Origin of the sequence: Enterobacter cloacae complex sp. SYL003 (genome assembly GCF_049236925.1) — a bacterium.
Classification (GTDB): domain Bacteria; phylum Pseudomonadota; class Gammaproteobacteria; order Enterobacterales; family Enterobacteriaceae; genus Enterobacter; species Enterobacter intestinihominis.
Genome location: NZ_JBMKJK010000021.1, coordinates 15,400 through 40,483 on the forward strand (window position 1 = coordinate 15,400; position 25,084 = coordinate 40,483).

The following is a 25,084-nucleotide window of genomic DNA, read 5'->3' on the forward strand; positions in this document are numbered from 1 at the left end:
TTTGCTGAGTTGAAGGATCAGATCACGCATCCTCCCGACAACACAGACCATTCCGTGGCAAAGCAAAAGTTCAGAATCACCAACTGGTCCACCTACAACAAAGCTCTCATCAACCGTGGCTCCCTCACTTTCTGGCTGGATGATGAGGCCATTCAGGCCTGGTATGAGTCGGCAACGCCTTCATCACGAGGAAGGCCCCAGCGCTATTCTGATCTCGCCATCACCACCGTTCTGGTGATTAAACGCGTATTCCGGCTGACCCTGCGGGCTGCGCAGGGTTTTATTGATTCCATTTTTGCCCTGATGAACGTTCCGTTGCGCTGCCCGGATTACACCAGTGTCAGTAAGCGGGCAAAGTCGGTTAATGTCAGTTTCAAAACGTCCACCCGGGGTGAAATCGCACACCTGGTGATTGATTCCACCGGGCTGAAGGTCTTTGGTGAAGGCGAATGGAAAGTCAGAAAGCACGGCAAAGAGCGCCGTCGTATCTGGCGAAAGTTGCATCTTGCTGTTGACAGCAACACACATGAAGTTGTCTGTGCAGACCTGTCGCTGAATAACGTCACGGACTCAGAAGCCTTCCCGGGCCTTATCCGGCAGACTCACAGAAAAATCAGGGCAGCCGCGGCAGACGGGGCTTACGATACCCGGCTCTGTCACGATGAACTGCGCCGCAAAAAAATCAGCGCGCTTATTCCTCCCCGAAAAGGAGCAGGTTACTGGCCCGGTGAGTACGCAGACCGCAACCGTGCCGTTGCTAATCAGCGGCTGAGCGGAAGCAATGCACGGTGGAAATGGACAACGGAATATAACCGTCGCTCGATAGCGGAAACGGCAATGTACAGAATGAAGCAGTTGTTGGGAGATTCACTGACGCTGCGTGACTACGATGGTCAGGTATCGGAAGCTATGGCCATGGTGCGTGCGTTGAACAGGATGACAAAGGCCGGGATGCCAGAAAGCGTGCGTATTGCCTGAAAATCCAGCCAGCTACAGGGTCGTTCGCACGAAATCTTATTTATTCAACAAAGCCCAGGATAAGGTAAAAACAACCAATCAAATGCATGCTTTTCTGCTGGAATTTGGCATTAGCGTTCCCCGAGGAGCTGCCGTTATTAGCCGACTGAGTACCATTCTTGAGGATAATAGTTTGCCTCTTTACCTCAGCCAGTTATTGCTGAAATTACAACAGCATTATCACTATCTTGTTGAGCAGATTAAAGATTTGGAATCCCAGTTGAAACGAAAGTTGGACGAAGATGAGGTTGGACAGCGCTTGCTGAGCATTCCCTGCGTCGGAACACTGACAGCGAGTACTATTTCAACTGAGATTGGCGACGGGAAGCAGTACGCCAGCAGCCGTGACTTTGCGGCGGCAACAGGGCTTGTACCTCGGCAGTACAGCACGGGAGGTAGGACGACATTGCTGGGAATTAGTAAGCGAGGTAATAAAAAGATCCGAACTTTGTTGGTTCAATGTGCCAGGGTATTCATACAAAAACTGGAACACCAGTCTGGCAAATTGGCCGATTGGGTCAGGGATTTACTGTGCCGGAAAAGCAACTTTGTCGTCACTTGTGCTCTGGCAAACAAGCTGGCCAGAATAGCCTGGGCCCTAACGGCACGACAGCAAACTTATGTAGCATAACGGCAGAAATACACCGGTTTAAAGAATTACTGATCTGGTTTTGCGAATACTGATATTGATGATACTAACGGCCCACCGGCCTGTTGAGGAACCTGTAAAACGGAAAGGCTCATTGAAGCCGTATATTTTCTGGAGGTTCATCAGGCGCGGAACTCATCAAGGCGCGGGAATAAAATCCCATTCAGACGCCGGATAGATTCAAGCAAGCCAACTTGTCGTCAAAATCGGTGTTGCAAAAACGGGAGTGACCATAGATTCCGTTTTCTGAGACGACCCCATCTACGTCAGGTTTCCGCTTTGGTTCGCTGGTGGCCGTCTCAGCTTGTTTTAGGGTGGAACGTGGATAGGCCAGGTTATATGCTGCGCCTGTGGTCATTTGCTCGATGACCGCAGGTGCATAACCTTCTGCTTCCAGCTTACGATATGCAGCCCGGTAGTCTCTTTGGGTTTTCAGCGGGTATATCTTTCCGCCTTTACCATCGAAAGCGATAAACCAGAAATCGTCCGTGCCAGTTTCCAGATTTCTGCAACGTTTCAGATGCCATCCGCCTTCTCTCGCCCAGATGGTACGGTTATTTCTGGCATTCGTTTTGTCATAACCGTTCTCGTCAAGCCAGCTATCAAAGCTGGTCAGCCCCAGATCCTGAACCTCCAGAGAAGGCACTCGAATGACCTGCAAGGTATGGCGGGGTCTTGGCTCTCTCATCTTGATCTCTTCCTAGCGCTGGTCTGGGAAATACGGATATTGCGGGCCATATTCATAGTCATGCGGGCCTGGCTCAACTTCCCAGAATGGACGGCCGCTAATTGTCTTTGGACCGCGCTCGTTTACGATGTCTTCTACATCCTGAATATTAAATGGCATCGTTGCCAGTAACAGCTGATCTTCGGGTGTCAGCGTCACAGTTGCACCGTCGATACGGCTGTAAAGGTCGGCAAACTGTTTACCTGCACCGTGCAACCGGTGCTCCGCTACACTTCTGATTGCGTGTAAGTCCAGCTCCGCCGCTTCCATGCGATCCACGTATAGTTTCATTTCTTTACGCAAAGCGCTCAGCTCACGGGCTTTAATAAACCCGCAGGCGTACCCACCCAGGGCGATAACTGCAATGATTGCTAAAATTGCCATTTTTTTCTCTCACGTGATTGCGGCCGTTACTCTAGTCTTAATGTGAAGTCTGGGAATTCGCTGGATGTTAAGTACGTTTTCATCCCCAGACTGACAGATGCTAAGGCGCGATCCCAACACTCCATTTGTAAGTATCAGGCCCATCTTCTCCGCTGGTGGCATCTGCTACAATCTGTGCATAACGTTCTCCAGCAAGTTCTCTTACCATCTGATCCACGACCCATTGCAGATGATGCATTTCATCGGTTCCGCCGTAACGACAAGCCAACTCAATAGCCCGCTCTATTCTTTTTTGTTCTTCAGTCATACTGAATCCTCACGCTTACATCAGCTATTCTGAAAACATGCACACTATAAATTGCGGCTGTCATTTCTCAGCCAGGCGCCTGCATTGCTGCCTCATTCCATCAAAAATACTTTCCGCAAGCTGCTGGGGGAACTGGTCCGGAAGAAGCCCGCTAACACGTTCAATGACACCCGGGGTTCTGGCGATGATTTCCTCTATCATCGCCTCTGTCTGCTGTTTACTCAGGCCGGTTATCTCACCATGCCTGATCCAGTGGCGTCGTTGTATTCGATATATCTGGTAATAGTTGCTACTGCCACGTACGGCCATCGCCAGTTTGCACTTCTGCCAGGATATCTGATTGTTCCCATGACCGATCACCGGCCATGCCGACAACACATCATAGAGTGGTGTAAGGTGATAACGTCCCTGTGGCCCAATAGAAATACTGAAATTTTTAGCGTGGCCATCTGTTGCGGCCATCATCCAGAAAACTATCTGCGTCATAAAAAACTGCGCTTTGTCACGCTCAGCACGGTCTGAATTACTCAGAACTTCCATAATTTCCGATATACCTGGCCCGCCGTCCGCCTGATATTTTCGTAATGGCGAAATGCCCAGGGCCTGACACATATCCTCCTGGGGTAAACGAATGATCCATTGTCCGTTTCCTGACCATTTTCGGTCAAAACGTTCTACCACCAGCGCTTTCTGATCTTCAAAGTGAGCAATCTGCGTTCTTGCCACGGGGAGCCCGTACTGTTCGAGAAGTACCGAGCAGAGCCATTCATTTTCAACCGACGAGCGCATGTCGGCTTTCATGTTCCCCACAAGTCCGAGCGGTAGCTTGAATATATGCGTCGTTGGTGTATTACCCTCCGGCATACACCACCGATCTTCATGCCACAGTAGGGCTGTTTTCTCCTGAGCACCGGCAATAGATAAACGTAAGTCGTCGTTATCTTCTGGCCTGCCCGGTAGCAATGTCTCCGTGGTATTACGCAAAGTTGCCGCAATTTCTGATTCAGTAAGCGGGTGATACTTCACGGAATATAAATCTGTGGGTTCATCTCCGTCATGAAGCAGCTGTATCGCGCCCACGCAGTCTTTTCCCAGCTCCGTCAGAAGATCAAAAGGCTCCAGGCTATCGGCCTTGTAACGCATTGCCAGACGTCTGCGTATGCCTTCGCTGTCCGGGAGTAAATTATCAAAATAGTCACGTACCACATTTCCACGCCAGACCTGGTTCCCGGGAGTAAAAGGAAGGGACAATGACAGCGGCCTTCCCTGTTCGTCTGCACTCCAGTCAGGAAGGTATTGTAAGCTGTCTACCCCTTTACTTTTTTCCCAGTATCCGACTTTGATTCCGTTCATCCAGATTGCCAGACGCTGCTGTTTCCGGCTCATATCGTTACCATTTCTCCTGTCGTGCAGGTGAGTTTGATTTAAGCATTTCTTCCGTCTGCTTCCCCTCTGAAGAGGCGGTTGTCGAGGAGAAGCTGATTTTTACGCCCAGGATAGAAAACACCTTGAATAGCCGTTCAATGCTCGCACTGGCAGGGTTGGCTTCCAGACGTGAGTATGTCTGTTGAGTGACCCCTAACCTTTCGGACAGGTCTTTTTGCGTCAGGCCATTCGCCTTGCGAAAACCAATGAGCAAGGGACGCAACTGGTTGAGCGTGTTTAACGGGTAATCATTATTGATCATAAGCTGGCCTCAGTAGTTCCTCTGATACACCTTGTACGCTGTTTTCTAAACATACACCCTAAAAGCTGTAATATCAAATTAACAGCCTAAAAGCTGTTAAATAGAGAGTACAACCTTTAGGCTGTTACTAAGTGGCAGCATAAATCTTTATGAGGTTTGATATGAGAGAACTATCAATAATAAGCCGTTACGCTCGTACAGCATCCGGTAAGAGAGCTGACAGATCAGGATCATCGGTAAACGAGAAGCGGAGTATCTTATGGCCCTGTTGTGAGCTGTATAAATAACTACGAGCTACTCTCTGCCTCGGGGAGGAGGCAGAGAGAGTATTAAAAGCAAAGGCAGACATTTTTAGCAGCTGGTGGGCTATGGGGTTCCGGAGGTGCTCCGGTGAATGTTACTTGACTGGCAAGTTTCCTGCTATGATGGTCAATGCCTCGATGCTGTCTATATTGTTCTGAAGCCGTTCCAGTTCTGCCTTTTCAATACCGGCCCAAAGCTTTAAGTGTCGCTGATAAAGGGACCACTTGAGTGAGTGAAAACCATTCCAGGCCAACCCCATCCAGGAGGCGTAATTCGCATTGAGAATATTGCCGGTGATATACATTTTACCTGCGTTAACAGCACTGGAAGTTCCATAACCCAGGGCAAGCATCATCCGGAAGCGTGGATTTAGCCGCAACGGCATGGTATCCAGTAAGGTCTCCCCAAAAGCTCCTTTTCCCAGCGATACCTGTTTCGCCACATAGAAAACCCGCATCAAAACTTCCATTATGCTCATCGGAATACTTGTCACGATAAACTGACGAAAGTCATACCCGTTGACATACATGTACTCTATTTGTTTGCCGAAGTTAGAACTCCCCACAGGGATCCCCTCAAGCATACGAAGTAGCCCCATAAAAGGAGCCGGTAACCCCATGCCACGGTTTCCTTTTGCTGAGGGGGCATTAACATCCGATGCCAGGTGTCCAAACATTCTGGCGATGAGCCTGAAAATATTGGTTTCGTCTGTAACGCCTTTACTGGAAGGATAAACCACGATCTGTCCATTCTGAACCACCGTACAGGTCCCGTTCAGCATATCCTTTATACCGAAAATAATGCCCAGTACGGGATCGTGTGACAAAGCTCTTAAGCGGTGATTTGTGGGAGACAAAACGCCACCGGCCGCACCCACTAAATCGCTGCTGATCGAACTGTCTGGTGCCCCTATAGGGAACAAATCTGAGAGTTTTGTACTCAGGTCCTCCGGCAAAATGGCATTGAAGGCTTTCTGCACCTGTTTATTGAAAATACCATCCACTTCTGCCGTAAAGCTCACCGTAGGTTTTGGCGGGGCTCTGACGCAAAGTAAATCCAGCATGGATGCTATGAGCCCGCATCCGCAGGCAATAGCATAATCCCAGGCGTCGAGTGCGTAGCGATCATTAAATTCTTTAATATGATTCTGGATCCGGGCATCTACAACAGCCAAGTCATCCGTGGAGAGTATTGTGGCCAGTCCAATATCACCGCATACACGCTGGTTAGCCTCGCTATATATAGTCTTGAGACCAGTAGAATGCATGGCAGTATCTGAAGGGGTCATTTCTCGCAGATGATGTTCTTTAAGCGCCAGATGCTCCGCTTCATCAAGTTCAGTGCCGCTGATTAGCCCGGTCAACTGTGCCTTAAGGCTCTCTATATCACTGTTAATTGTCTCGTGAGCGTTCGCGATATCCTGACCACGGAGCTGAATATAACGGATGGCCCTGAACTCATCATCATAAGGAGACTGACTCATGTGTTTACCTCACCGCGACCAGGCTACCTTTTGGAGCTTTCTTAGTAAGCATGTCGATTGTTGCCTTGATGCCAGCAATTTCTGCCTTAAAATATTCCGCATTCGACATCAACCTTTCCTGAACTTCGTAGAGCTTTTGGATGGCCTGACTAAGGGCGGCTGTCAGTTTCGCATTTTTTTTGTGTTTCACTATCGCGTACCCGCCAATCCCTAACACAGCTACAGGTGCGGCCAATACCGCAATGCCTGCAACCATACCGCCACCGACGATAGACCCTGCTGTAGCGAGCCCGGAGGTTATGCCTGCTGCTGACACTCCCGTTGTACCAAGCGTATAGAGAGCACCGAAGGAAGCCGCTGCGCCTACGCCTGACCCCGCCAAAGCTGCTGCGCCCTCAGTAATACCCGGGAACTTATTTTCAAGCGCCTGAAGAGCACTTGTAACTTCATCCATTGCCTTCTTGCGAATTTTTTCGAGCTCTTCAGTTTCGGTAGCGTCCATTACAGGCCTCGTATTCATAACTTGCTGTGTGATAGGTGAAAAAGAGCACCATAAAAGTGATGAAGAAATCATGACTTACTATTGTGGCACTTTCGAGTTCATGTTTGTCAGTTTCAATGCTGTTGCTGTTAGTAAGGGCAGACGCCATATCGGGCAGACCCAAAATAACTATCGTGCCAGCGTCATTTTGGAACTGACTTTGCTAAAAATCAGTAGCGGACTGAACAGACATGTGTGGATTTGAATCTGGGCAGGTTCCAGACATTATTCCAACCAGACTTCCAATGACAAAATGCTCGTCATTCTCGGAGACGACATAGGGTCCACCAGAGCAACCATCGGTGTTGAAATGTGCTATTACAAAGCGAGTTGTGAGATGTTGGGGAGAATGATTTGAGCAATTTAAAGGCCAAATGCCTGAAACTTCACCAGGGAATGTCGAAATTGTTGTCTCATTCATTGGATATCCGACACCCAATGTACCCATGCCAGCTGCGGGAGCCAGGACCTTAAAGTAACTACTTACAGGCTGTTGTATTCCAGCTGGTAATACGATTTCTGCACTGTCAACAAACGGAATGCCGTCTTTAAAGTCTGCCCTGTCATTAGCCTCATTGAGAATGAAATCGACTAGAACAGGCTCTTCGTTCACCAGTCCTTGATGGTTAAGAAATTTGACGTAAAGTTTAAGTGTATTGCTGACGGGATAAATTTTTCCAAGAGCATTGGTAACAACATGGGCTGCGGTGAGAATCTTTTGCTGCTGACCATTATCGAAACCAAACGCAGTTGCTTCGAGATGGCTACTAAAATGAGGATCATTGCTTACATAGATTTTACAAACGTAGTTTTCAAACATTATTTCCTCCTTTTGCCGGTACCTAATCAGTTACACGGCTGCATGTTATAAACAACTAAACTCGCTTCCTGATATTTGAGTTTGTATGTTTTGCCAGGCACCAGCTCACCTCTGAAACACGGTTAGTCTCCTCCATGACATGGTTATGGCGATGGTCAGAAACTGTTATCGACGAAAGGCTGGAATTCCTTTAATGGCATTATCCATTTCAAGTCGTATGTCCTGAACGGGAGCGTATATTTTTATGATTCCAGATCTTAACCCTGAAACATTCCCCGTATCAAAACTGACCCGTTACAGATAAGTCACCACCGGTGCTGTCGATTAATTTAGTGAATTGCATGTCCTCATCCCATAAAGGGTAGGGCCTACCCCCGGCATCGAGCAAACCTGACCACCCTGCCCTTATTAAGACCCCACATGCGGCAATGGTGCCCTGTCCACGCCGCCCGCGAACTTTGAGGAAATGGGGAGAAAATAAAAAGAAAACAAAAAGTTATCGGCTGAAGTACCGGCGCAGATCGGGAATCAGGCGAAGCCTGACAGCACGTTAGGGCCTGGCAGGGGGCTTGAGGGATGAGGACATGCAATTGTGATAACCTTCCCGCCACGGGGTCGGTTAAATTCGTATCCTGCCGGTGCAATTCCAACGGCCGCGTTACCAGTTCGCCGGGTAGCATGGCCAGCAAAGCCAGGCATCGAGCACCCGGGTTTCACTGACGGCCGCTGCATAGACGCCGGTATCCGGGAAGAAATAAACCGGGGTGGCGTTGTTCAGCTGGTCGCCTTCATCGGCCAGAGCGCCGATCACCTCATGAGGCTTAAGCAGCATATCCGTTAAATATTCATCCGGGTGGATGGCATTCAGCGATATGGCCATCTCCAGAAATTCATCCAGGGTATGGCGGGTACGATACCCCCGGAAAACCTCGTATGAAGGCGTGACGCATTCACCATCCAGGGAACAGGCATCGTAACCGGCCAGCTGCTCTTCGGTGAGTCCGGAGGCATGCTTTGCCACAAGATTCGTAAATTGCTCTTTATCGTCCATCACAATCCTTACGCTGTAGGGGCCTGTTTGTGTTATCACTGCTTCCGGTTTTTACTTCGCACAACCCGGCAGGTATCCGGTCGCCCGGGCGTCCTTTGCGGTCTTGTTCGCCCTTCGCCTGAATTACGTCAAATCCCTTTCACTACCCGGCCGCAGGGTGACACCTCCCCTTTTCTCCGGAAGCGAAAGAGGAAGAACAGTTTAACAGCCCGGATCCTCAATAATTTTCGCGTAACGGACTAAATAACCGGTTTATGCAGCTTCTGATAACCACAGACCGCGATAGAATAAAACGTCTGGTGAGGAACCGGAGTGTTATGTAAGCGGGGGGTTTAACTGGGTATCTGTGTAGTCCTATTTAGCCAGATATCCCGAATAAAAACCTCAACGATTAGGTAAACGAAATGGATGGATTCTGGTCGATGTTCTGTTTGTTTGTCGTGGTAGTTTCACTGCATAAAGCCCTTTCTGTAGCAGCAGCACGAGCAGACGCAGCAAAATTAAATATGCTTCTCAGAATGAGAAAGTTTAAAAAGTAGCTTTCAAGACATCTGAGAATTCTTTTAAATCCTCAGAGGAAGTTATATGTTTAGGCTATTTGCAAACTAAGGTTGGAATTCCATCATTCTAGCCTTAGATCTTTGATCAAGTGAAGTTGCTCACTTGGTTGGATTTTACCGTTTCCTGACGGCTTTTCAGAAGCGAGGGCTGGTTGGAATGCCTTCCAGCTAGAAGTCTTGCAGATGCTCTCCGGGCATTAACTCATTGTCGAATCTGCACCAGTATCACTAGGTTGTTGAGCGGGCGATTAGCTTTTTCACTGAGCCGCTGTACACTCGACTGCTTCAAGAAGCACTACTTACCATTTGCCTGCCGTAAGGTCTGTTCTTAGCTGGATTTTTTTGGGAGGATACGCAGTCATGACAACTCAATCCAGCTCAATACAATACGCTTACGCGCTAGACGGCGAGGGCACCCTCACGCACATTGGCGCTGCCCTGCGCTCACATACTTACACCTGCCCAGGTTGTAAGAGCCCCCTGACCCCGGTAATGGGCGAGTTCAACGCTAAGCACTTTCGCCATTCGGAAGAATGCTGTGCCCTTGAAACCTATCTTCACAAGTGCGGCAAAGAAGCATTCTTCTATCGCTACCAACAAGCTCTCAGCCGTGAAATGCCTATTAGCCTTGAGCTGGAGCGCCGGGTTGCCTGTAATGGTTCTCGTTTAGCCTTGGTTAGAGACGAAGCACGTCAGTGCGTAAAATCCGTGCCTGCACGCTACAACTTGACTCAATTTTTCGATCAGGCAGAGCTGGAAAAACACGATAAGGTCACAGGGCTGCGACCAGACGTGATGTTGTATGATACGACTGGCGAAAGGCGTTGCTACGTAGAGATTTGTGTCACACACCCCTGCTCTCAAGACAAGATCGAAGCCGGTATCCCGATTCTTGAGTTTAAGGTCCAATCTGCCTCTGATATTCAGATGTTGCTTACCGGGGCCTACTCGATCAAGGAGAAGATCCTGAGAGTATTCAACTGGCTTCCCCCGTTTCAATCTGTGGACACCTGTAGCGGCGTCTGCTCAGTAGGTAACGTGGATATGTCTGTCTGGAGTTTAAGTGGTTCCGGCCGACTCAACGAACAAACGATGCCGCTCGCTGAAGTGGATTTAACAATCAATTCTGACGTGAACACATGGCCTAGATCGTTAGGGGCCGCTGAGCTGGCTGATAACTTACGAGCTTTTATCCGTCACGCCGATCCTCATTCACTATTTCCCAACTGCATTATGTGCGAGCAAGCAGGCCGATGGGAGGATGGCTATCTGCAATGTCACAGTAAGGCAAAGATCGTTCCCTACACCGAGGCCCGTCAGTGCGCCAATTACAAGGTTAAGGCATGACCAAAAGACTGACTTGGGAGCAGAAAAGTATTGTCAGCCATGACACCGGACATGCGTTGGTAAAAGCCGTACCTGGTAGCGGGAAAACAACCACACTTGTAAAGCGCGTTGAGCGGCTGGTCAAGACGGGAACTGATCCTCGCTCCATTCTGATCCTGATGTACAACAAGTCGGCGCAGGTGAGCTTCACGGAGAACTTGAAGACGGCACTGATGTCGAGCGTGATTCCAGAAATCCGCACGTTCCACAGCTTGGCCTTAAAGATTGTTGGTTACGGAGAACGCCAACAGATAATCAAGAAGAAAGACCTCATTACTCCAAGCGACTACCGCTATGAGCAACTGGTAAAGCAAGCCTACCGCTATGGCTTTGACCATGAGGCGAATTATATTGACCCCAATGAAATTGAAAACTTCGAGCTGTTTATTGCTCGCTGCCGGGCGGCGGCCGTAACTCCTGTTGATGCTGCCAATGATCCAACGTTCAGCAACATCAAACGGGAGTTTATTCACGCCTATGGCCGCTATTGTGAGCTGCTGGAGGAAAACAGTCTGCGAACCTTTGATGACTGTTTGATTGAGGCTGTCGCACTGTTGCGTAATGACAGCAGCCTTGGTGCCCACTTCAAGCACATCATTGTTGATGAATATCAGGACGTTAACCTGATACAGCATGACATGACCCGCTTGCTATCTAAGTCGGATACGTCGGTTATGGCTGTTGGTGATGTTAACCAGTGTATTTATGAGTGGCGTGGTGCTCGACCAGACTTTATCGGCGGACTGTTTGAAAGGCACTACCCGAATACGAAGGTGTTTCAACTGTCATGCACGTTCAGATTTGGCCATGAGCTTTCCTTGATGGCTAACTCGGTAATTCGGCGCAACTCTACAAAGCTGACCAAGCTTTGTGTCAGTCATCCTAGCACCCCCAAAACAGAGGTCAGATTGCACTTTGATAACTGCCTATCCAAGGTGCTATCAAACCTCTCGGTGAGCAGTGGAACACAAGCCATATTGTCCCGCACTAAGGCGAACCTTGCTGAGGCGGAAATTGCTTTACGCCTGTGTGGGCTACCTTATCGCTACCTCAATGGTTCAAGCGCATTACACACCCGCACCGAAATCGGGATACTGGTAGTTGGCGTCTTGCTGTCTGTGTACGGCGATCTGCGGCTACTGGAAAACCATCCCAACAAACAAGCGATTGTTTACGGCTTTCTGAAGGAGGCTGGTTTTAGATGGCAGAAAGGGCAATTCAAAGCGGCGCTCAGTGGATTGATGGCTCCGCACGCCGACCTATGGTCTGCTCTAGGTCAGTTATTCGAGGGCGCACAATACCAAAAAGATCGGCTGGGCAGGCTCGCCACTATCTGCCAGAAAGACGGAGAGGAAACGCCTGCTATCGATGTGTTACGACGCCTGAGTATGGAGGGTTTCATTGATAGTGTTGGCTCTGAGGGTGTAACTCGCACTGGATCGAACGACCAGCAACGAGGGGTCGTGAGGATCGGGGAGCTACTTGACTCCAGTAAGATCGATTCCCGCACGTTTTTAAACCTTATCTTGAATCCAGGCGAGGCTGCTACTGACTGCGATCCCTTCATCCTTTCCACACTGCATGGTTCCAAGGGGCTGGAGTGGGATAACGTAATACTGATCGGGCTGAATGAGCAGGAATTTCCTGGCGGCAAACCCGATGATGTTTACAGCGTTCGCACATCGATGAACACCCCTCCGGCCGAAGAGGAAATCGAGGAGGAACGTCGGCTGTTTTATGTCGGTATCACTCGCACAAAACAGCAGCTAAATCTGGTGGTCCCTCTTGATGAAGGGCTTGCGCGGTGGCTCAAAAACCGCTGGGATAGCACCCCGAAGAAGTCACCGATAGCTACTCGCTTCGTCTATGAGGCTGGCTGGACTGCTTGTGCGGTTACCAGTGATGCGATCTATAACAGCACGGTAGAGAAACAGAAGGCTGACTTCAGCAAGTTTCACCAATGGTATCTAAGAGATCTTCAGCGGCTAAAAGTCTAGGGCTACCGATACTTTTCGATTTCAGACAGGTGCTCGTTATCCAGATCAATTGTGGCTTTTCTTTCAGAAGCGAGCTTCTTCGCTCGCTTTGCATACTGAAGCCCCTTGGCTGGCTGCTCTCCGCGTAGGATCTGTTCAGCCTGCTTGCTCGTGCTGTGCCCCAGAAAGCGTTCGTACTGCTCGTCAGATACCTCAGTGCCGATCAGTCGTTCGATCCAGCCGCTTTTCGGCGGGTAACTTACGCCCAGCGCAAGCAACTGCCTTTTCTGTACCCACTATTTCCGGCGCGGCCGGCTTCAATCAAGGCTTTGGTTAGAACTACAGCCATTTGGGGACTCTCATACACAAACCTGAACCATGCGGGTCTGATTGGCGGTCAAGATAGCAGCGCATCGAAATCAACACTGAACTCTGCTTCTAAGAACTCAATCGTGGCTGGTTGGCTATCGAGCGATGCTTCCCGTGTAGACTCCAGTGCGCACTCCAATCGACGCAGCAGAGTAAACGGCAAAATGATCTTGCCGAAGTCGGTATGCTTGAAATCCCCCCCCACAGGTCTTCCGCGTTCTTCCAAATGAAATCAGCTTGCGAAGCAGCCGAACCTACGAACTCTGCCATCTTGGCCTCCAACCAACTTTTGCACGAAACGGCACATCTTCCAAAAGAGGGTTGTCAACCAAGTTTTGCACAAAACGGACTTTGATCCATTTCTAACTAAAATCTACAATCCAACCTCAGATTGCAAATAGCCTATGTTTATTACAGATGGTATGGTTCGTGTTTTTGTTTATTCGATGGCAACTGTACTCTTTCTGCCGCTTGGCTTGTTGAAAAGCACGTGGTGGTTTTCACCATTGTTTGCGATAGCTGCTATTGATTACTTAATGTTTCTGCGTCGACAAGGCTAGTTGCTGAACCTCATACCTCAGAGCAATCTGTATGTTTTTTACACCACTGGTTAAAAGGTCAGGCTACGTTCCTGACGTTTTTTAAAAAACAGTTTTATGTTTGATGCGTTACTGGTCTGTCTGGTAACCCAGTGGTACATTACCATTATTAAGGCTGGCTGGCGGTGGTGCATCATGCTTAAACGACCCTCTCTGAGCGTACTTTCCGACAGTCCTGTGCACCGCACCACTTACCCGGCAGGCCTATGTCTTGGTTATTCTTCGTTGTACCTTTTTCTTCAGCTTTATCCCTGACATGTCTGTCTGAACAGTTCTAAGCAAACCGGAATGTTGTCATGGCCAAAGTACAAGGGCTCTTTGTTGGATACCGAAAATTCGCTGTTGATCGTGACTGGCTTCGTCAGCAGGAAGAACAACGTTATCGGGATCGCCAGCGACAATTTGATGAATGGTCCAGGAAATGGGTCACTGTAACCAGGCTCAAAGAGACTCGTTTATGGACTGACGGAGCCATCAGGCGATGGTTGGGTGAACCTCAGCAGCAGGGTAAATATAAAGTTTTCCCCGTTGAAGCGGTTTTGGCTGCTGAGAAGTTGAATGAGTTTCGGCTCTGGCTTAAACCCCGACTGGAAAAGAAACGTGCCCAGCACCACCACTTTTTAATTCCATTTCTGTAAAGTAGAAACAACGGCAGTTCCGGCCGCATTCAAGGCTTCGGCATCTGGTCAGAAATAAAGCGCCATTTTTCAGTATAAGGGAGGTTAGATAGTGGAAGGTATTGAGACACTGAGTTTGCAGCTTGATGAGAATGAAACTATGGCCCTTGCTCAATTAGTTAAACGTCTGAGCTGGAGCGATCTTCGTGGCTGTGCTGTGAGTGACGAAGAAGCCTGGGTAATGAAAAGCGCAATTGAAAAATTACAACAGGCGTTAAGGGAAGAAGGTTATGCGCCTCGATGAGGCTGGCTTCGTTCTTTATTCCGATAACAAATTTGCTTAAGGACTAACTATGAGCCAGCACTGGTATGAGGTGAAAAGCAATCAGGGAATTGTTCAGGTGATTGTTGGGAGAAGATATTAATGTAATGCGTTTCTGCATTACATCAAGCAGATTAGCTTTTTCTGGTCAAAATAGACGATGTGATTTTTCTTTAGCCGAAGTCCATCCGCTCCCCACGCAACCGGTAAAGGTTCGCAGGTTTAATAAAGATAGGTTTCGTATCTCCCTAAGGGTGGGATAGGTAAACTCATAATGGCATCTGTGTTTACTATGTAAGTATTCGGGTAAAATTCATCTAATACAGTAAAGTTTAGTTTCTTACAAAAGCTTAATAAATATGGGTTTTTCACGTCTTCTATTACAACATCGCACCAGGGATTCGATTCACAGCAAAGCTTCAGAAAAGACTTAAACCATCCCTTGTTTTGTATTTCTTCCGGAAGCCGTACCACATGTATGGTCAGACAATCTCCATGATAACGATTAGTACTTTGTCTAAGCCCTACAACAATCCCCTTTTCTTGAATCTGTACACCTGCCTGATGCTCTTTCATGTCGGGCGTATAGTGCCTTGCTCTGTTTAACCAGGCCACCAGCTGCTGAGCCGTACTTGGTGATTCTTCAGCTATCCATTTCAGGTACTTGATGCGGTCCATATGCGCCTCCCTGTACGATTTCCAATGAACAAAGGCTCTACAGTATTAAGCTGCTGTAGAGCTCATTCAACCAAGCTCAAACTGTGCGTATTAAAGGATGCCTAACCTTTTTGTTTCATCGATCCACGGTCTGAATTCTTCCAGTAGATTATCATATAACTTTTCATCGCTAATCGAACCGAAATCATCCATGGCAAAGAAGTGGGTGTTATCAACCCGGCGGTCAGTAAAGTCATCCAGATTTTTGAGGATACCGTAGCTTGAACCACCCAGGCCGACAAACTTCCAGAAGATGGGGTAGTTGGCAGAACGCCGGATTGCATCTTTAATCGCCCGGGTCTTGCTGATCCCGCCATCGGTAATAAATACAACATACACCGGGATTTTCGAGTCCTTAAAGTAGTCGACTATTTCTTCCATCACAGGAGGCTCGTTGTTTGTCCCTCCGAGGCCCGGCAGGTTCTCCCAGGCTGAACGCTTTCCAGCCCCGCGAATGGACTGAATATATGTGTCCAGGTTGTCCAGTGTGACGTTTGGATACTTCTTATGCTTCTCTCCAAATCCCCAGACATCCATTTCACCGTCGTCGTCGAACTGGGCGGCAAGAACGGCGATGCGGTCCAGCACAGACTGAACGTTACCCTTACTGAACTGGCCACTCATTGAGCCGGATGCGTCAAGTACAAATGCAACCGCTGCCTCAAGGGTGTCCAGTTTATTTTTAGTAAGACTGACCGAGGCTTTTTTAGCGAGGCTTACAAGGCGCGGAGATCTGGTTTCCAGTTTCTTTTCCAGACTGATACGAGCAGGCTTTGCTGGCTGCGGAGCTGGCTGTGCGACATCAACGCCATAGCTAATGGCCAGAGGCTCAAGACCACCGTTGAAACCCTGCCCGAGCGCACGAAGCTTCCAGGCGCCATTGTGCCGATATACTTCACCCAGGATAATTGCTTTCTCACTGCGGCCCTGAGTCTCAGCCTGGAACTCAGCGATTCCTTGAGCCTGCATGCTCAACGAACTGAGCCCACTGATGGTATCTTCACCATCAATGACAACTGTGATTGCAATTTTACTGATGTTCGCAGGAACACGATCCAGTGCTATCTCAATGCTGGACTGCTGAGAACCGGTAACGAGCTTTACTGCCCCTTCAGGAGAAGACAGATTATTGTAAAAGATAAAGTCAGAATCGCCGCTGACCTTTCCCTGAGCATTAAGCAGGAACAGGCAGGTATCGGGTTCGCCTTTAAAGCCGGATTTGGTAGGGTACTGAAGATTCAGCCTGATCGCAGATTGCTGAAGTGGTATGTTTTGTCCGGATTGTAGATTCACATTAACTCTCCTGATTTTTGATTATTTTAAAGCGCAGCGTTTATATAGGTTCCCCTGGCTTAGTTCAGGACGCTGGATTTCTGGTGAGGCGTATATATGGTGTGACACCATATTTCATCACGTTGAAGTTTCTATACCTGTTGAATTGGAATTTCCATTGGTCGGGTATTTTATCTTCCAGAACCCGTGCCTTCATAAGTCGCAAACGTAACATATATCAGAGGGGCATGCTGTTGATATAAGGCACGGAATACAGGCTTTAACCAGCAACCAGAGAAAAATCCGTTTCCTGCCTTTAAAAGGCTCACGTCAGAATTAACATCTCTCTGCTTTCTGAGATTCCCGAACCCTTTCTGCCCCCCCCCTCCTGATAGCGGATCGCAACCAAAAAAAACCCCGGCATTGCCGGGGTATGATTCAGCGTTATTTTAGATGTTAACGCCGTGCTGGGAGGCAAGAGCCGCCAGGCCACCGGCAAAGCCCTGACCGACAGCTTTAAACTTCCACTCAGCGCCATGACGATACAGTTCACCGAAGACCATAGCGGTTTCGGTTGAGGCATCTTCAGACAGATCGAAACGGGCAATTTCCGTGCCGTTGTCGTTGTTGTAAACGCGCATGAAGCTGTTGCTCACCATGCCGAAGTTTTGTTTACGCGCTTCTGCATCATAGATGGTAACGGCAAACACCAGTTTTTTGATATCTGCTGAGACTTTGGTCAGATCGATTTTGACCTGCTCATCGTCGCCGTCGCCTTCACCGGTACGGTTGTCGCCCTGGTGCTCTACCGCGCCATCAGGGCTGGTTTTGTTATTGAAGAAAATGAAATGCGCATCTGACAACACTTTACCGTCTTCGCCTACTGCGAACACGGAAGCGTCCAGGTCAAAACCCTGACCATCGGTTACACGGGCATCCCAGCCTAGGCCAACCATAGCAACATTCATGGTTGGTGCTTCTTTGGTCAGAGATACATTGCCGCCTTTTACGAGAGAAACTGCCATTTTTAGCTCCTGCAAACAGTTGAATGAGGGCTGCATTAACAGCCCCGGGTAGAAAAGTTACTTTTTGATCAGGACGCGTTAATGCCGTACTGAGCACATACAGATGCCAGACCACCAGCATAACCCTGACCTACTGCGCGGAATTTCCACTCACCATTGTGGCGATACAGCTCGCCGAACAGCATGGCAGTCTCAGTGGACGCATCTTCGGTCAGATCGTAGCGAGCAACTTCAGTCTGGTTATCGTCATTAACCAGACGAATAAACGCACCGGATACCTGACCAAAGCTCTGGCGACGAGCCTGAGCATCGTGGATGGTCACAACGAAGATGATCTTGTCAACTTCAGACGGGACGGCGTCCAGTTTAATTTTCAGCGATTCATCATCACCATCGCCCTCACCGGTGCGGTTATCGCCGGTGTGCGTTACGGAACCGTCGGATGACGTCAGGTTGTTATAGAAGATGAAATCTGAATCGCCGCGCACTTTGCCGTTTGAGGCCAGCAGGAATGCTGAAGCATCCAGGTCAAAGTCCTGACCGTCTGTTGAACGCGCATCCCAGCCAAGGCCCACCAGGACGTTTTTCATTGACGGAGCTGCTTTACTTAGGGAGACGTTCCCGCCTTTGGAAAGAGAAACACTCATAAAATAACCTCTTCGATTAGTAATTGTTCAGGTTAACACTTAAGGGGATTAACTCCCCTTTTCCTCAGATTCAGGTTTGCCCGGGAACATGACGCTTGCGAGAATGCCCAGCGCCAGTACACCCAGTACAACATACAGGCTGGTTGTTGCCGCGATGCTGTAACCATGATGCCAGATGTGATCGGTCGCATTCAGGCCGAGTTTTGCCGCGATGAAGAACAGCAGCACGATAACGGCCTTCTCCAGATGAACCAGGTACTGTTTCAGTGCCTCAAGGACAAAGTACAGAGTACGCAGGCCCAGGATAGCAAACATCATGGCACTATAGACGATAAGCGGTTCACGACTGACGGCAATGATTGCCGGTACCGAGTCAAACGCGAACATTACGTCCGAGAGTTCAACCACAGCCACACACAGGAACAGCGGGGTCGCATACAGCGCCGCTTTTTTACCACGGCCAATGGTGACATCGCTGTTTTCTGGTTTCGCCAGTTCAGCATCCACTTCCTTCTGGTTAAGCAGGAAGGCATGCCCTCTGAGCTTCGGCCAGATAGGGAAGAAGCGTTTAACCATGCGGTAAGCCAGATGCTGGGAGTAATCCTCAATTTCATCATCGTCATCACCGCTTTTAAGCATCATGACCGCTGTCCAGGCAACGATAATAGCGAAGACAACTTCAACATACGGCCCCAGACTCAGCAGGCTCGTACCGATGGCGACAAAGATGCCCCTGAAGACAATGGCACCAATGATCCCCCAGTAGAGAACACGGTGGCGATAACGATCCGGAACGGCGAACCAGGAGAAGATGGCCATCATGACGAACAGGTTATCGACCGACAGCACTTTCTCCAGCGCATAACCCGTGACAAACAGACTGGCAACCTCAGCACCGTGGTGGATATAGAGGAAACCGGCAAATGCCATCGCAACCACAACCCAGAATACGGACCAGAGCGCCGCACTCTTCAGCGAAATAGGCTTGTCATCACGGTGCATAAACAGGTCAATAAAGATGGCACCGACTGAAAGCGCAATAAAAACAATGACCGTTTCAGTCGGGAAGCCGATGTGTGTGGAAACCATATTTTACCCTTAGGGATGTGGATCAGAGGCCAAATTCAGCCGGGTCGAAGCCCAACGCGATAGCGATCTCGCGGGAGGCCAGTTTCTCGTCCTGATCGAAGTTACCGTCACTTTTCGCAACGGCAATACCAACACGTAAGGCCAGCTGAGCGGCCTCAGGCTGATCTTTCAGCGCCAGGATGTATTTCATGGTTTCGCCCTTGCCGATTTCAACATCGAAATCGAAGCTTGAAACCAGTTTATTGAAGAACTCAATCACCTCATTGGTATCGAAGACCTTCAGCTCTTCTGAAGAGCGCAGAAAGCCCATCATTTTCTGCTTTTCTTCCGAACTTACGCCGTCACTCGATACGGCAATACGGGCACATACAGCAACGGTGCCCTGCATGAATTTTTTGTTTTTGAAACGGCCAACCTGGCGGGTCAGTTCGTCACGGCCTGAGTTAATGGCACCTTTAACTTTGTCGAAAAAGCTCATACCTGTTTCCTTTGTTGCTGTGTTATTTAGAACCGGCGCTCCAGCGAAATCCCCAGCCAAATGCCCGGTCCATTTCGTCCTGGCCTTTGAAGTACTGGTTAATTCGCTCGACTTTAATTGCGCCGTTTTCGTTTACGAGTCTGGCAATGGCGCACAATGTGCGACGGTTTTCACCTTCGGTCAGGCGGGTCTCAATGGGCGGTTGATCCGGCACATGAATGGTGACCACACCATCAGTCTTGTCCCAGCTGGGAACACCTTCATAAATAAAGGCGTAAATCAGCACTTCGCGGATATGCTTCCATTCACGTCCATTGATATGCAGCCACTCGCCGTCTGATACATCACCCGTCCGGTCATCGCCCTTGAGCTGAACATACGGTTCATCGCGATAATCACCGAATGCATTACCGAGCGCCTGAATGACCGATTTATACCCGTCCTGAAGCTCAACAAAGGCCCCCAGATCCAGGTCGATTCCTTTGGAGCCGAACATGCCTGCAAAGCCTGATTTGCCGCTGCCCCGGTGCCAGTTCAGGTTGATCCGGATTTCACCGAAGTTATCCCGTTTGGTCAGGCTGATTGCAGGCTTCTCTTTTGTCAGCGATACCTTGCTCAGGCTGATTTTTGTCTCAACTGGCGGAGGGGTTACAACCGGAGGAGTCGGGGCTGCGGGAGCCGGTTCGTCGGCAATATTTACGCCGAAATGCTCTGCCAGCGGTTTAAGTCCACCGTTGAACCCCTGCGCAACGAAGCGGAATTTCCAGTCATTATTACGACGGTAAAATTCACCCAGAATTAAGGCTGCTTCCTGACGGCCGCTCAGTTCGACACTGCCGCTAACCAGGCCGGTAGCCCCTTGCTCCACGTCGATGGAAAGATTACGAAGACCGGACACCGTCTGCCCACCGTCACAGGTCACGGTGAACGCAATTTTCTGGACATCAGGTTTCAGCCGGTTGAGCGCGACAGTAAAGGTTGAGTACTGGCCTTCACTGACCAGGCTGACGGTACCATCATCGTTACGTGGCTGACCATAAAACACCATGTCCGCATCACCCTGCACCTTCCCGTCGGCATACAGGCGAAACGCCGAAGCATCCACCTGGCCGCCCGAGGTGATCCGGACCCGCAACTCCTGGGCTGGAACGGGGGCATTGCCCCCCGGCGTCAGGTTCATTAGCGAATAACCGCTGAAACGATATCGGAGTGCATATCGTCAATTGTGCGGCCGCGACAGGCATGGCCAAGGGCGGTAAAGTCCCAGTTGCCGTTATTACGGCGCAGCGAAGAAATAACGATCCCGGTATGTGAGCCCTGCTCAGTCAGCTTGTAGCGAGCCAGCTCTTTGCCGGTTTGATCGACAACGCGGCAGAACGCGTTTTCGACGTCATTGAACGACTGACCACGGAAGCTGTTTACCGTAAACGCCAGGTATTCAACGTTTGCAGGCAGTCGGGAGAGGTTGACATTAATCACCTCATCGTCACCGTCACCTTCACCGGTCAGGTTATCGCCACTGTGCACAACAGCGCCGCAGGTGGATTCCAGTTTGCGGAACCAGATGGTGTCAATTGTTTTACCGGTGCTGTCCATTAATACGCAGCCAGCATCGAGATCGATTGAGTCGTTGCCTCCAAACAATCCTCCAAGAAGACCTTTTTTCTTAACCGGATCCCAACCGAGACCGAAATGAAGCTGGCTTAATGCAGATGATTCTTTGCTGAGTGATACCGTCTGGTTCTTAACTAATGAAACCATGTTTTATTCCTTAAAATGGTAATGACCGAGACAATCAAAGGTATATTTAGTAACTGACGAAGAAAATCATATCATGATGAAGTTCTCTGACAAGGGAAATTTTGGTAGTTTTCTGTAAAAACACAAAAAGAAATCCTTTTCAGGGTGTTAATTTTCTAAGTTTAATTTAAATATCAATGTGTTATCAGGAATCCAAAAAACCTGACGCACTCCATAACCACAGGAGTTATTAATCATATTATGATTGACATGTAGCTTAGACACTCATAGACTCACTTCTCAATCATAAATTTGCATGGCGTTCCGGATAATTAAAAAAAATGAACAAGAAAATTTGGTTTATGGAAGGTTTATCCTCCCAGCGAGATATTATTCAGGGGGTAAAATCATTTGCAAAAAAAAATAATTTTGCCATTACCGTTTTTGCCTCCCACCGTAACGAAAGAAATGAAATCCTTTCCGTTGCCGACTATTCTTTGACTGAACCTGAAGATCCTCAAAAACGTCTTCAGTTTATCCAGGAAACCATTCAGTCCTACGGCATCCACCATATTCATACTGGCCGTAACAGCCAGTGGTTTGAAGAACACCGTTCAGCCATTGAATCGACCGGTGCCACCCTTACTACCGGTGCAACGGGCGTCGACTGGTTAACTCTGGCTGACGAAAAAGTTACTTTTGCTCAGTTTATGGAGCAAAAGGGTCTCCCGGTCGTACCATCCTGGCGGGTGAATACGCTGGCAGAATTAAAAACACACCTCGCGGCCCCGCCGTTCACTGACAGCCCGGTATGCGTGAAGCCGGTGACGGGTATCTATGGCATGGGATTCTGGCGCTTTGATGACAGTGCTTCGCCTATGGCCGTCTTTAATCATCCCGAACATCGTCTGGTCAGTCCGCAACAGTATATTGCAGCAGCATCAGCTGCTGAGTCGTTTAAACCCCTTGTTTTGATGCCGTACCTGCCAGGCCCGGAATTTTCCGTCGATATCCTCGCGGATAAGGGCGAAATACTCGCAGCCGTGGGACGCCGTAAGGAAGGGGTTATCCAGTATCTGGTAAACGAAGGAAGCGCCTGGGAACTGGCGTGTGACTGCGCCAGGGTTATGAAGGCCGACGGGCTGGTGAATGTTCAGACGCGAAACGATGTGAATGGCAACCCGGTGCTGCTTGAAACCAACATGCGTCCGTCAGGGGGGGTGGGTTATACCCTTCACAGCGGGGTGAACCTTCCTGGGTTATTTGCTGCCTTTAAGCTCGGTCTGATGTCTGAAGATATGGTGCGCCAGAGCGCTAAAAACACCTTTTCTCCGGTTGCGGTGAGATCCATTACGGATGTAATTGCATACCCGGAATCACTCTCTAACCTTCTGAATTAAGGCGTATTTATGTCTGATATCCTCGAAGATATGATTTATCGCCGTACCCTCTCATGCGGTACGATTCAGGTAACCCGCGACCAGGGTGAAGTTTCGCTCGATGACCTGTTTGACATCGCTGAAAGACGTAACCCGAAACGCGCCTTTCTGTTTGTCAGCAAAGTACTCGGCAGGCACATTCCCGTGCCACCCTCAGTCATGCGGCAGGCCTACAGACAGCTTGCCAGCCAGTTCCCCTCGACACTGACAGGACCCGTACTGTTTATCGGTATGGCTGAAACCGCCGTTGGGCTTGGGGCCGGTGTATTTGATGAAGTGCGCCACCAGCATCCTGAATCTGTCTATCTGACCTCTACCCGTCACCCGGTTGATGGCACGTTGCTTTGCGAGTTCAAGGAAGAACACAGCCACGCCACCGATCATCTGATCTATCTGCCAGATGATGAAGAGAAAAGACGTCGTGTTACCAACGCACGAACGCTGGTTTTGATTGATGACGAGGCAACCACCGGTAATACCTTTATTAACCTGCTTTCAGCCCTGCGTAATACCGGCAAGCTTCAACATATTGAACAGGTTATAGCCGTTACGCTTACCGACTGGAGTGGCAAAGCCTTGTCCGAGCGCAGCACCTTACCAGTCACTTCGGTTTCTCTTGTAAGCGGTAAGTGGGGATGGACCCCATTACCTGATGCACCTGTCCCGGACATGCCGAAAGTCAACGTAACTTCACGAGGAGAATGGGACATCCAGGGAAAACAGTCCTGGGGCCGACTGGGGATGCTCGCACCTGCGGCCGATCTCGGCCATGAGGTCTCCGTCCACAAGGGGGAACGTATTCTGGTTCTCGGGACCGGGGAATTCGTCTGGGAGCCGTTCCTGCTTGCTGAACGGCTCGAAGCTGCCGGAGCACAGGCATTTTATGGATCGACCACCCGCTCCCCTATCGCCGTTGGTTATGCCATTGAGTCCGCCATTTCCTTTACGGATAACTACGGGCTGGGCATCCCCAATTTTGTCTATAACGTCGCCCACCAGCAGTTTGACCGCATTCTTGTGTGTACTGAGACACCCGCAGAAAGTATTGACACGCAGCTTCTTAAAGCGCTGGCTGAGGTTGCGGCCGTCGTGGAGATTGTTACCTATGAATAAACCCGTTGTTCTGAGCGACCTTGACGACACGCTCTTTCAGACCCGTCGTAAAATGGTGGACGAGCTGGCCCTGGAGCCATTCCGTACCGGTGCCGTTGATCGCACCCTGAATCCACGAAGCTTTATGACGGAAGAACAGTCCATGTTGGTGGACTGGCTCCTGGAGCAGGCTGAACTCATACCCGTTACCGCACGGGGAACTGAAGAAATCAGCCGCGTACGGATCCCTTTCCACTCCTGGGCAATCACCACTCACGGGGCCGTCATTCTCACGCCAGAAGGCAAACCCGACGAGGAGTGGAAGGCCCATATGCTCGGCCAGCTGGCTCCCTATCAGGAAAAGCTGACATCGATGCAGCGTCTGATCACTGAAATGATGGACGCAAAAGGGATCAATGCCTGGGCAAGGCTGAACTTCGAATACGGTGAAACGGCGGTTTATATGGTGATGAAGCACCGCGACAGCACCCGCCTTGACGAGCTCAATGCCATTGCAGATGAGATAGAAACGGTGTTTCCGACCGAGGGCTTCTACATCCACCGCAACAGTAATAACGTGGCCTGGCTTCCCACCGCGGTTGAGAAAGGGCTGGCAGTCAGATGGCTTCTTGAAAAACTTCGGGCTGAACGCGGAGTCTTCCCCGTAATTGGTCTGGGCGACAGCCTGAGCGATCATCGTTTTATGAAACTGTGCAGCTGGTTTGGCATCCCGCGTCAGAGTCAGTTTGCAGATGCCATTTCACAGCGAATTTTTGGAGAAAATTAA

The 25,084-nt window shown here is 49.5% G+C and carries 26 protein-coding genes and 2 pseudogenes; 9 read left to right on the forward strand and 19 right to left on the reverse strand.

The features are described 5' to 3' along the window. Window positions 1-9: 9 nt before the first annotated feature. Complete coding sequence (locus ACOT1A_RS20815; RefSeq protein ID WP_072202995.1) at window positions 10-978, forward strand: IS5 family transposase; 969 nt, start codon at window positions 10-12, stop codon at window positions 976-978. A 55-nt stretch (window positions 979-1,033) separates the two neighbouring features. Beyond that, a pseudogene (locus tag ACOT1A_RS20820) lies at window positions 1,034-1,648 on the forward strand (IS110-like element IS4321 family transposase); the annotation flags it as partial. A 181-nt stretch (window positions 1,649-1,829) separates the two neighbouring features. Here ACOT1A_RS20820 and ACOT1A_RS20825 read toward each other — a convergent pair. The 9 genes from ACOT1A_RS20825 to ACOT1A_RS20865 form a co-directional block, all read right to left on the reverse strand. After that, window positions 1,830-2,354 (reverse strand): hypothetical protein, encoded by a 525-nt coding sequence (locus ACOT1A_RS20825; RefSeq protein WP_001805097.1) that lies wholly within the window; start codon window positions 2,352-2,354, stop codon window positions 1,830-1,832. Between the two features lie 12 nt (window positions 2,355-2,366). Continuing rightward, on the reverse strand, window positions 2,367-2,777 hold the full coding sequence (locus ACOT1A_RS20830; protein WP_000985909.1) for a hypothetical protein: 411 nt from the start codon (window positions 2,775-2,777) through the stop codon (window positions 2,367-2,369). A gap of 100 nt (window positions 2,778-2,877) precedes the next feature. After that, on the reverse strand, window positions 2,878-3,084 hold the full coding sequence (locus ACOT1A_RS20835) for a hypothetical protein (RefSeq protein WP_000134171.1): 207 nt from the start codon (window positions 3,082-3,084) through the stop codon (window positions 2,878-2,880). 60 nt (window positions 3,085-3,144) lie between these two features. Then, window positions 3,145-4,470, reverse strand: a complete 1,326-nt coding sequence (locus ACOT1A_RS20840; RefSeq protein WP_000088044.1) for a type II toxin-antitoxin system HipA family toxin — start codon at window positions 4,468-4,470, stop codon at window positions 3,145-3,147. A 4-nt stretch (window positions 4,471-4,474) separates the two neighbouring features. Further along, window positions 4,475-4,768: a helix-turn-helix transcriptional regulator gene (locus ACOT1A_RS20845; RefSeq protein ID WP_012477377.1), complete on the reverse strand. Its 294-nt coding sequence runs from the start codon at window positions 4,766-4,768 to the stop codon at window positions 4,475-4,477. A gap of 400 nt (window positions 4,769-5,168) precedes the next feature. After that, a complete protein-coding gene (locus ACOT1A_RS20850) occupies window positions 5,169-6,557 on the reverse strand; it encodes a hypothetical protein (RefSeq protein ID WP_012695445.1) in 1,389 nt (462 codons plus the stop codon). A gap of 4 nt (window positions 6,558-6,561) precedes the next feature. Then, entirely contained in the window at window positions 6,562-7,059 is a 498-nt protein-coding gene (locus ACOT1A_RS20855; protein ID WP_000340139.1) for a membrane protein, read from the reverse strand. Between the two features lie 202 nt (window positions 7,060-7,261). Beyond that, a complete protein-coding gene (locus tag ACOT1A_RS20860) occupies window positions 7,262-7,918 on the reverse strand; it encodes a trypsin-like serine protease (RefSeq protein ID WP_000462754.1) in 657 nt (218 codons plus the stop codon). Between the two features lie 658 nt (window positions 7,919-8,576). Further along, on the reverse strand, window positions 8,577-8,969 hold the full coding sequence (locus ACOT1A_RS20865) for a hypothetical protein (RefSeq protein WP_000341066.1): 393 nt from the start codon (window positions 8,967-8,969) through the stop codon (window positions 8,577-8,579). Window positions 8,970-9,889: 920 nt separating this feature from the next. On the opposite strand from ACOT1A_RS20865, the gene ACOT1A_RS20870 reads away from it, so the two are divergent. Together ACOT1A_RS20870 and ACOT1A_RS20875 are read left to right on the forward strand one after the other, a co-directional pair. Further along, entirely contained in the window at window positions 9,890-10,876 is a 987-nt protein-coding gene (locus tag ACOT1A_RS20870; protein ID WP_000211823.1) for a hypothetical protein, read from the forward strand. Beyond that, a complete protein-coding gene (locus ACOT1A_RS20875; protein ID WP_000166877.1) occupies window positions 10,873-12,912 on the forward strand; it encodes an ATP-dependent helicase in 2,040 nt (679 codons plus the stop codon). Before ACOT1A_RS20870 ends, ACOT1A_RS20875 begins: the two co-directional genes overlap by 4 nt. A 2-nt stretch (window positions 12,913-12,914) precedes the next feature. Here the strand turns inward: ACOT1A_RS20875 and ACOT1A_RS20880 are convergent, their stop codons facing one another. Both ACOT1A_RS20880 and ACOT1A_RS20885 read right to left on the reverse strand, forming a co-directional pair. Beyond that, a complete protein-coding gene (locus tag ACOT1A_RS20880; RefSeq protein WP_000880375.1) occupies window positions 12,915-13,169 on the reverse strand; it encodes a hypothetical protein in 255 nt (84 codons plus the stop codon). 140 nt (window positions 13,170-13,309) lie between these two features. Next, window positions 13,310-13,530, reverse strand: a pseudogene (locus ACOT1A_RS20885) (type I restriction-modification system subunit M N-terminal domain-containing protein); the annotation flags it as partial. A gap of 625 nt (window positions 13,531-14,155) precedes the next feature. Here ACOT1A_RS20885 and ACOT1A_RS20890 point away from each other — a divergent pair. Together ACOT1A_RS20890 and ACOT1A_RS20895 are read left to right on the forward strand one after the other, a co-directional pair. Next, on the forward strand, window positions 14,156-14,497 hold the full coding sequence (locus tag ACOT1A_RS20890; RefSeq protein WP_001151572.1) for a hypothetical protein: 342 nt from the start codon (window positions 14,156-14,158) through the stop codon (window positions 14,495-14,497). Window positions 14,498-14,588: 91 nt separating this feature from the next. Further along, on the forward strand, window positions 14,589-14,780 hold the full coding sequence (locus tag ACOT1A_RS20895; RefSeq protein WP_000398479.1) for a DUF7706 family protein: 192 nt from the start codon (window positions 14,589-14,591) through the stop codon (window positions 14,778-14,780). A 240-nt stretch (window positions 14,781-15,020) separates the two neighbouring features. Here ACOT1A_RS20895 and ACOT1A_RS20900 read toward each other — a convergent pair whose 3' ends face one another. From ACOT1A_RS20900 to ACOT1A_RS20935, 8 genes are all read right to left on the reverse strand, one after another. After that, complete coding sequence (locus ACOT1A_RS20900; protein WP_000374058.1) at window positions 15,021-15,476, reverse strand: hypothetical protein; 456 nt, start codon at window positions 15,474-15,476, stop codon at window positions 15,021-15,023. A gap of 90 nt (window positions 15,477-15,566) precedes the next feature. Next, window positions 15,567-16,808, reverse strand: coding sequence for a vWA domain-containing protein (locus ACOT1A_RS20905; RefSeq protein ID WP_001053340.1), 1,242 nt, complete (start codon window positions 16,806-16,808; stop codon window positions 15,567-15,569). Window positions 16,809-17,236: 428 nt separating this feature from the next. Continuing rightward, complete coding sequence (locus tag ACOT1A_RS20910) at window positions 17,237-17,812, reverse strand: TerD family protein (protein ID WP_000301247.1); 576 nt, start codon at window positions 17,810-17,812, stop codon at window positions 17,237-17,239. Window positions 17,813-17,880: 68 nt separating this feature from the next. Beyond that, on the reverse strand, window positions 17,881-18,459 hold the full coding sequence (terD, locus tag ACOT1A_RS20915; RefSeq protein WP_000116680.1) for a tellurium resistance membrane protein TerD: 579 nt from the start codon (window positions 18,457-18,459) through the stop codon (window positions 17,881-17,883). A gap of 48 nt (window positions 18,460-18,507) precedes the next feature. After that, window positions 18,508-19,548, reverse strand: coding sequence for a tellurium resistance membrane protein TerC (terC, locus tag ACOT1A_RS20920; RefSeq protein WP_000255079.1), 1,041 nt, complete (start codon window positions 19,546-19,548; stop codon window positions 18,508-18,510). Between the two features lie 22 nt (window positions 19,549-19,570). Next, window positions 19,571-20,026, reverse strand: a complete 456-nt coding sequence (locus tag ACOT1A_RS20925) for a tellurite resistance TerB family protein (RefSeq protein ID WP_000007449.1) — start codon at window positions 20,024-20,026, stop codon at window positions 19,571-19,573. Between the two features lie 22 nt (window positions 20,027-20,048). Next, window positions 20,049-21,206 (reverse strand): TerD family protein, encoded by a 1,158-nt coding sequence (locus ACOT1A_RS20930; RefSeq protein ID WP_001054786.1) that lies wholly within the window; start codon window positions 21,204-21,206, stop codon window positions 20,049-20,051. Beyond that, the gene (locus ACOT1A_RS20935; RefSeq protein ID WP_000254137.1) at window positions 21,206-21,787 is read right to left on the reverse strand and encodes a tellurium resistance-associated protein TerZ; all 582 of its coding nucleotides are present in this window, start codon (window positions 21,785-21,787) and stop codon (window positions 21,206-21,208) included. Before ACOT1A_RS20935 ends, ACOT1A_RS20930 begins: the two co-directional genes overlap by 1 nt. 320 nt (window positions 21,788-22,107) lie before the next feature. Between ACOT1A_RS20935 and ACOT1A_RS20940 the strand changes: the two genes are divergently transcribed. From ACOT1A_RS20940 to ACOT1A_RS20950, 3 genes are read left to right on the forward strand one after another with little or no spacing between them, the layout of a single operon-like run. Next, a complete protein-coding gene (locus tag ACOT1A_RS20940; RefSeq protein WP_012695441.1) occupies window positions 22,108-23,166 on the forward strand; it encodes an ATP-grasp domain-containing protein in 1,059 nt (352 codons plus the stop codon). Between the two features lie 9 nt (window positions 23,167-23,175). Further along, window positions 23,176-24,318: a phosphoribosyltransferase domain-containing protein gene (locus ACOT1A_RS20945; RefSeq protein WP_001280115.1), complete on the forward strand. Its 1,143-nt coding sequence runs from the start codon at window positions 23,176-23,178 to the stop codon at window positions 24,316-24,318. Continuing rightward, window positions 24,311-25,084 carry a hypothetical protein gene (locus ACOT1A_RS20950; protein WP_001040058.1) on the forward strand — a complete coding sequence of 258 codons (774 nt, stop codon included), beginning with the start codon at window positions 24,311-24,313 and terminating at the stop codon, window positions 25,082-25,084. Before ACOT1A_RS20945 ends, ACOT1A_RS20950 begins: the two co-directional genes overlap by 8 nt.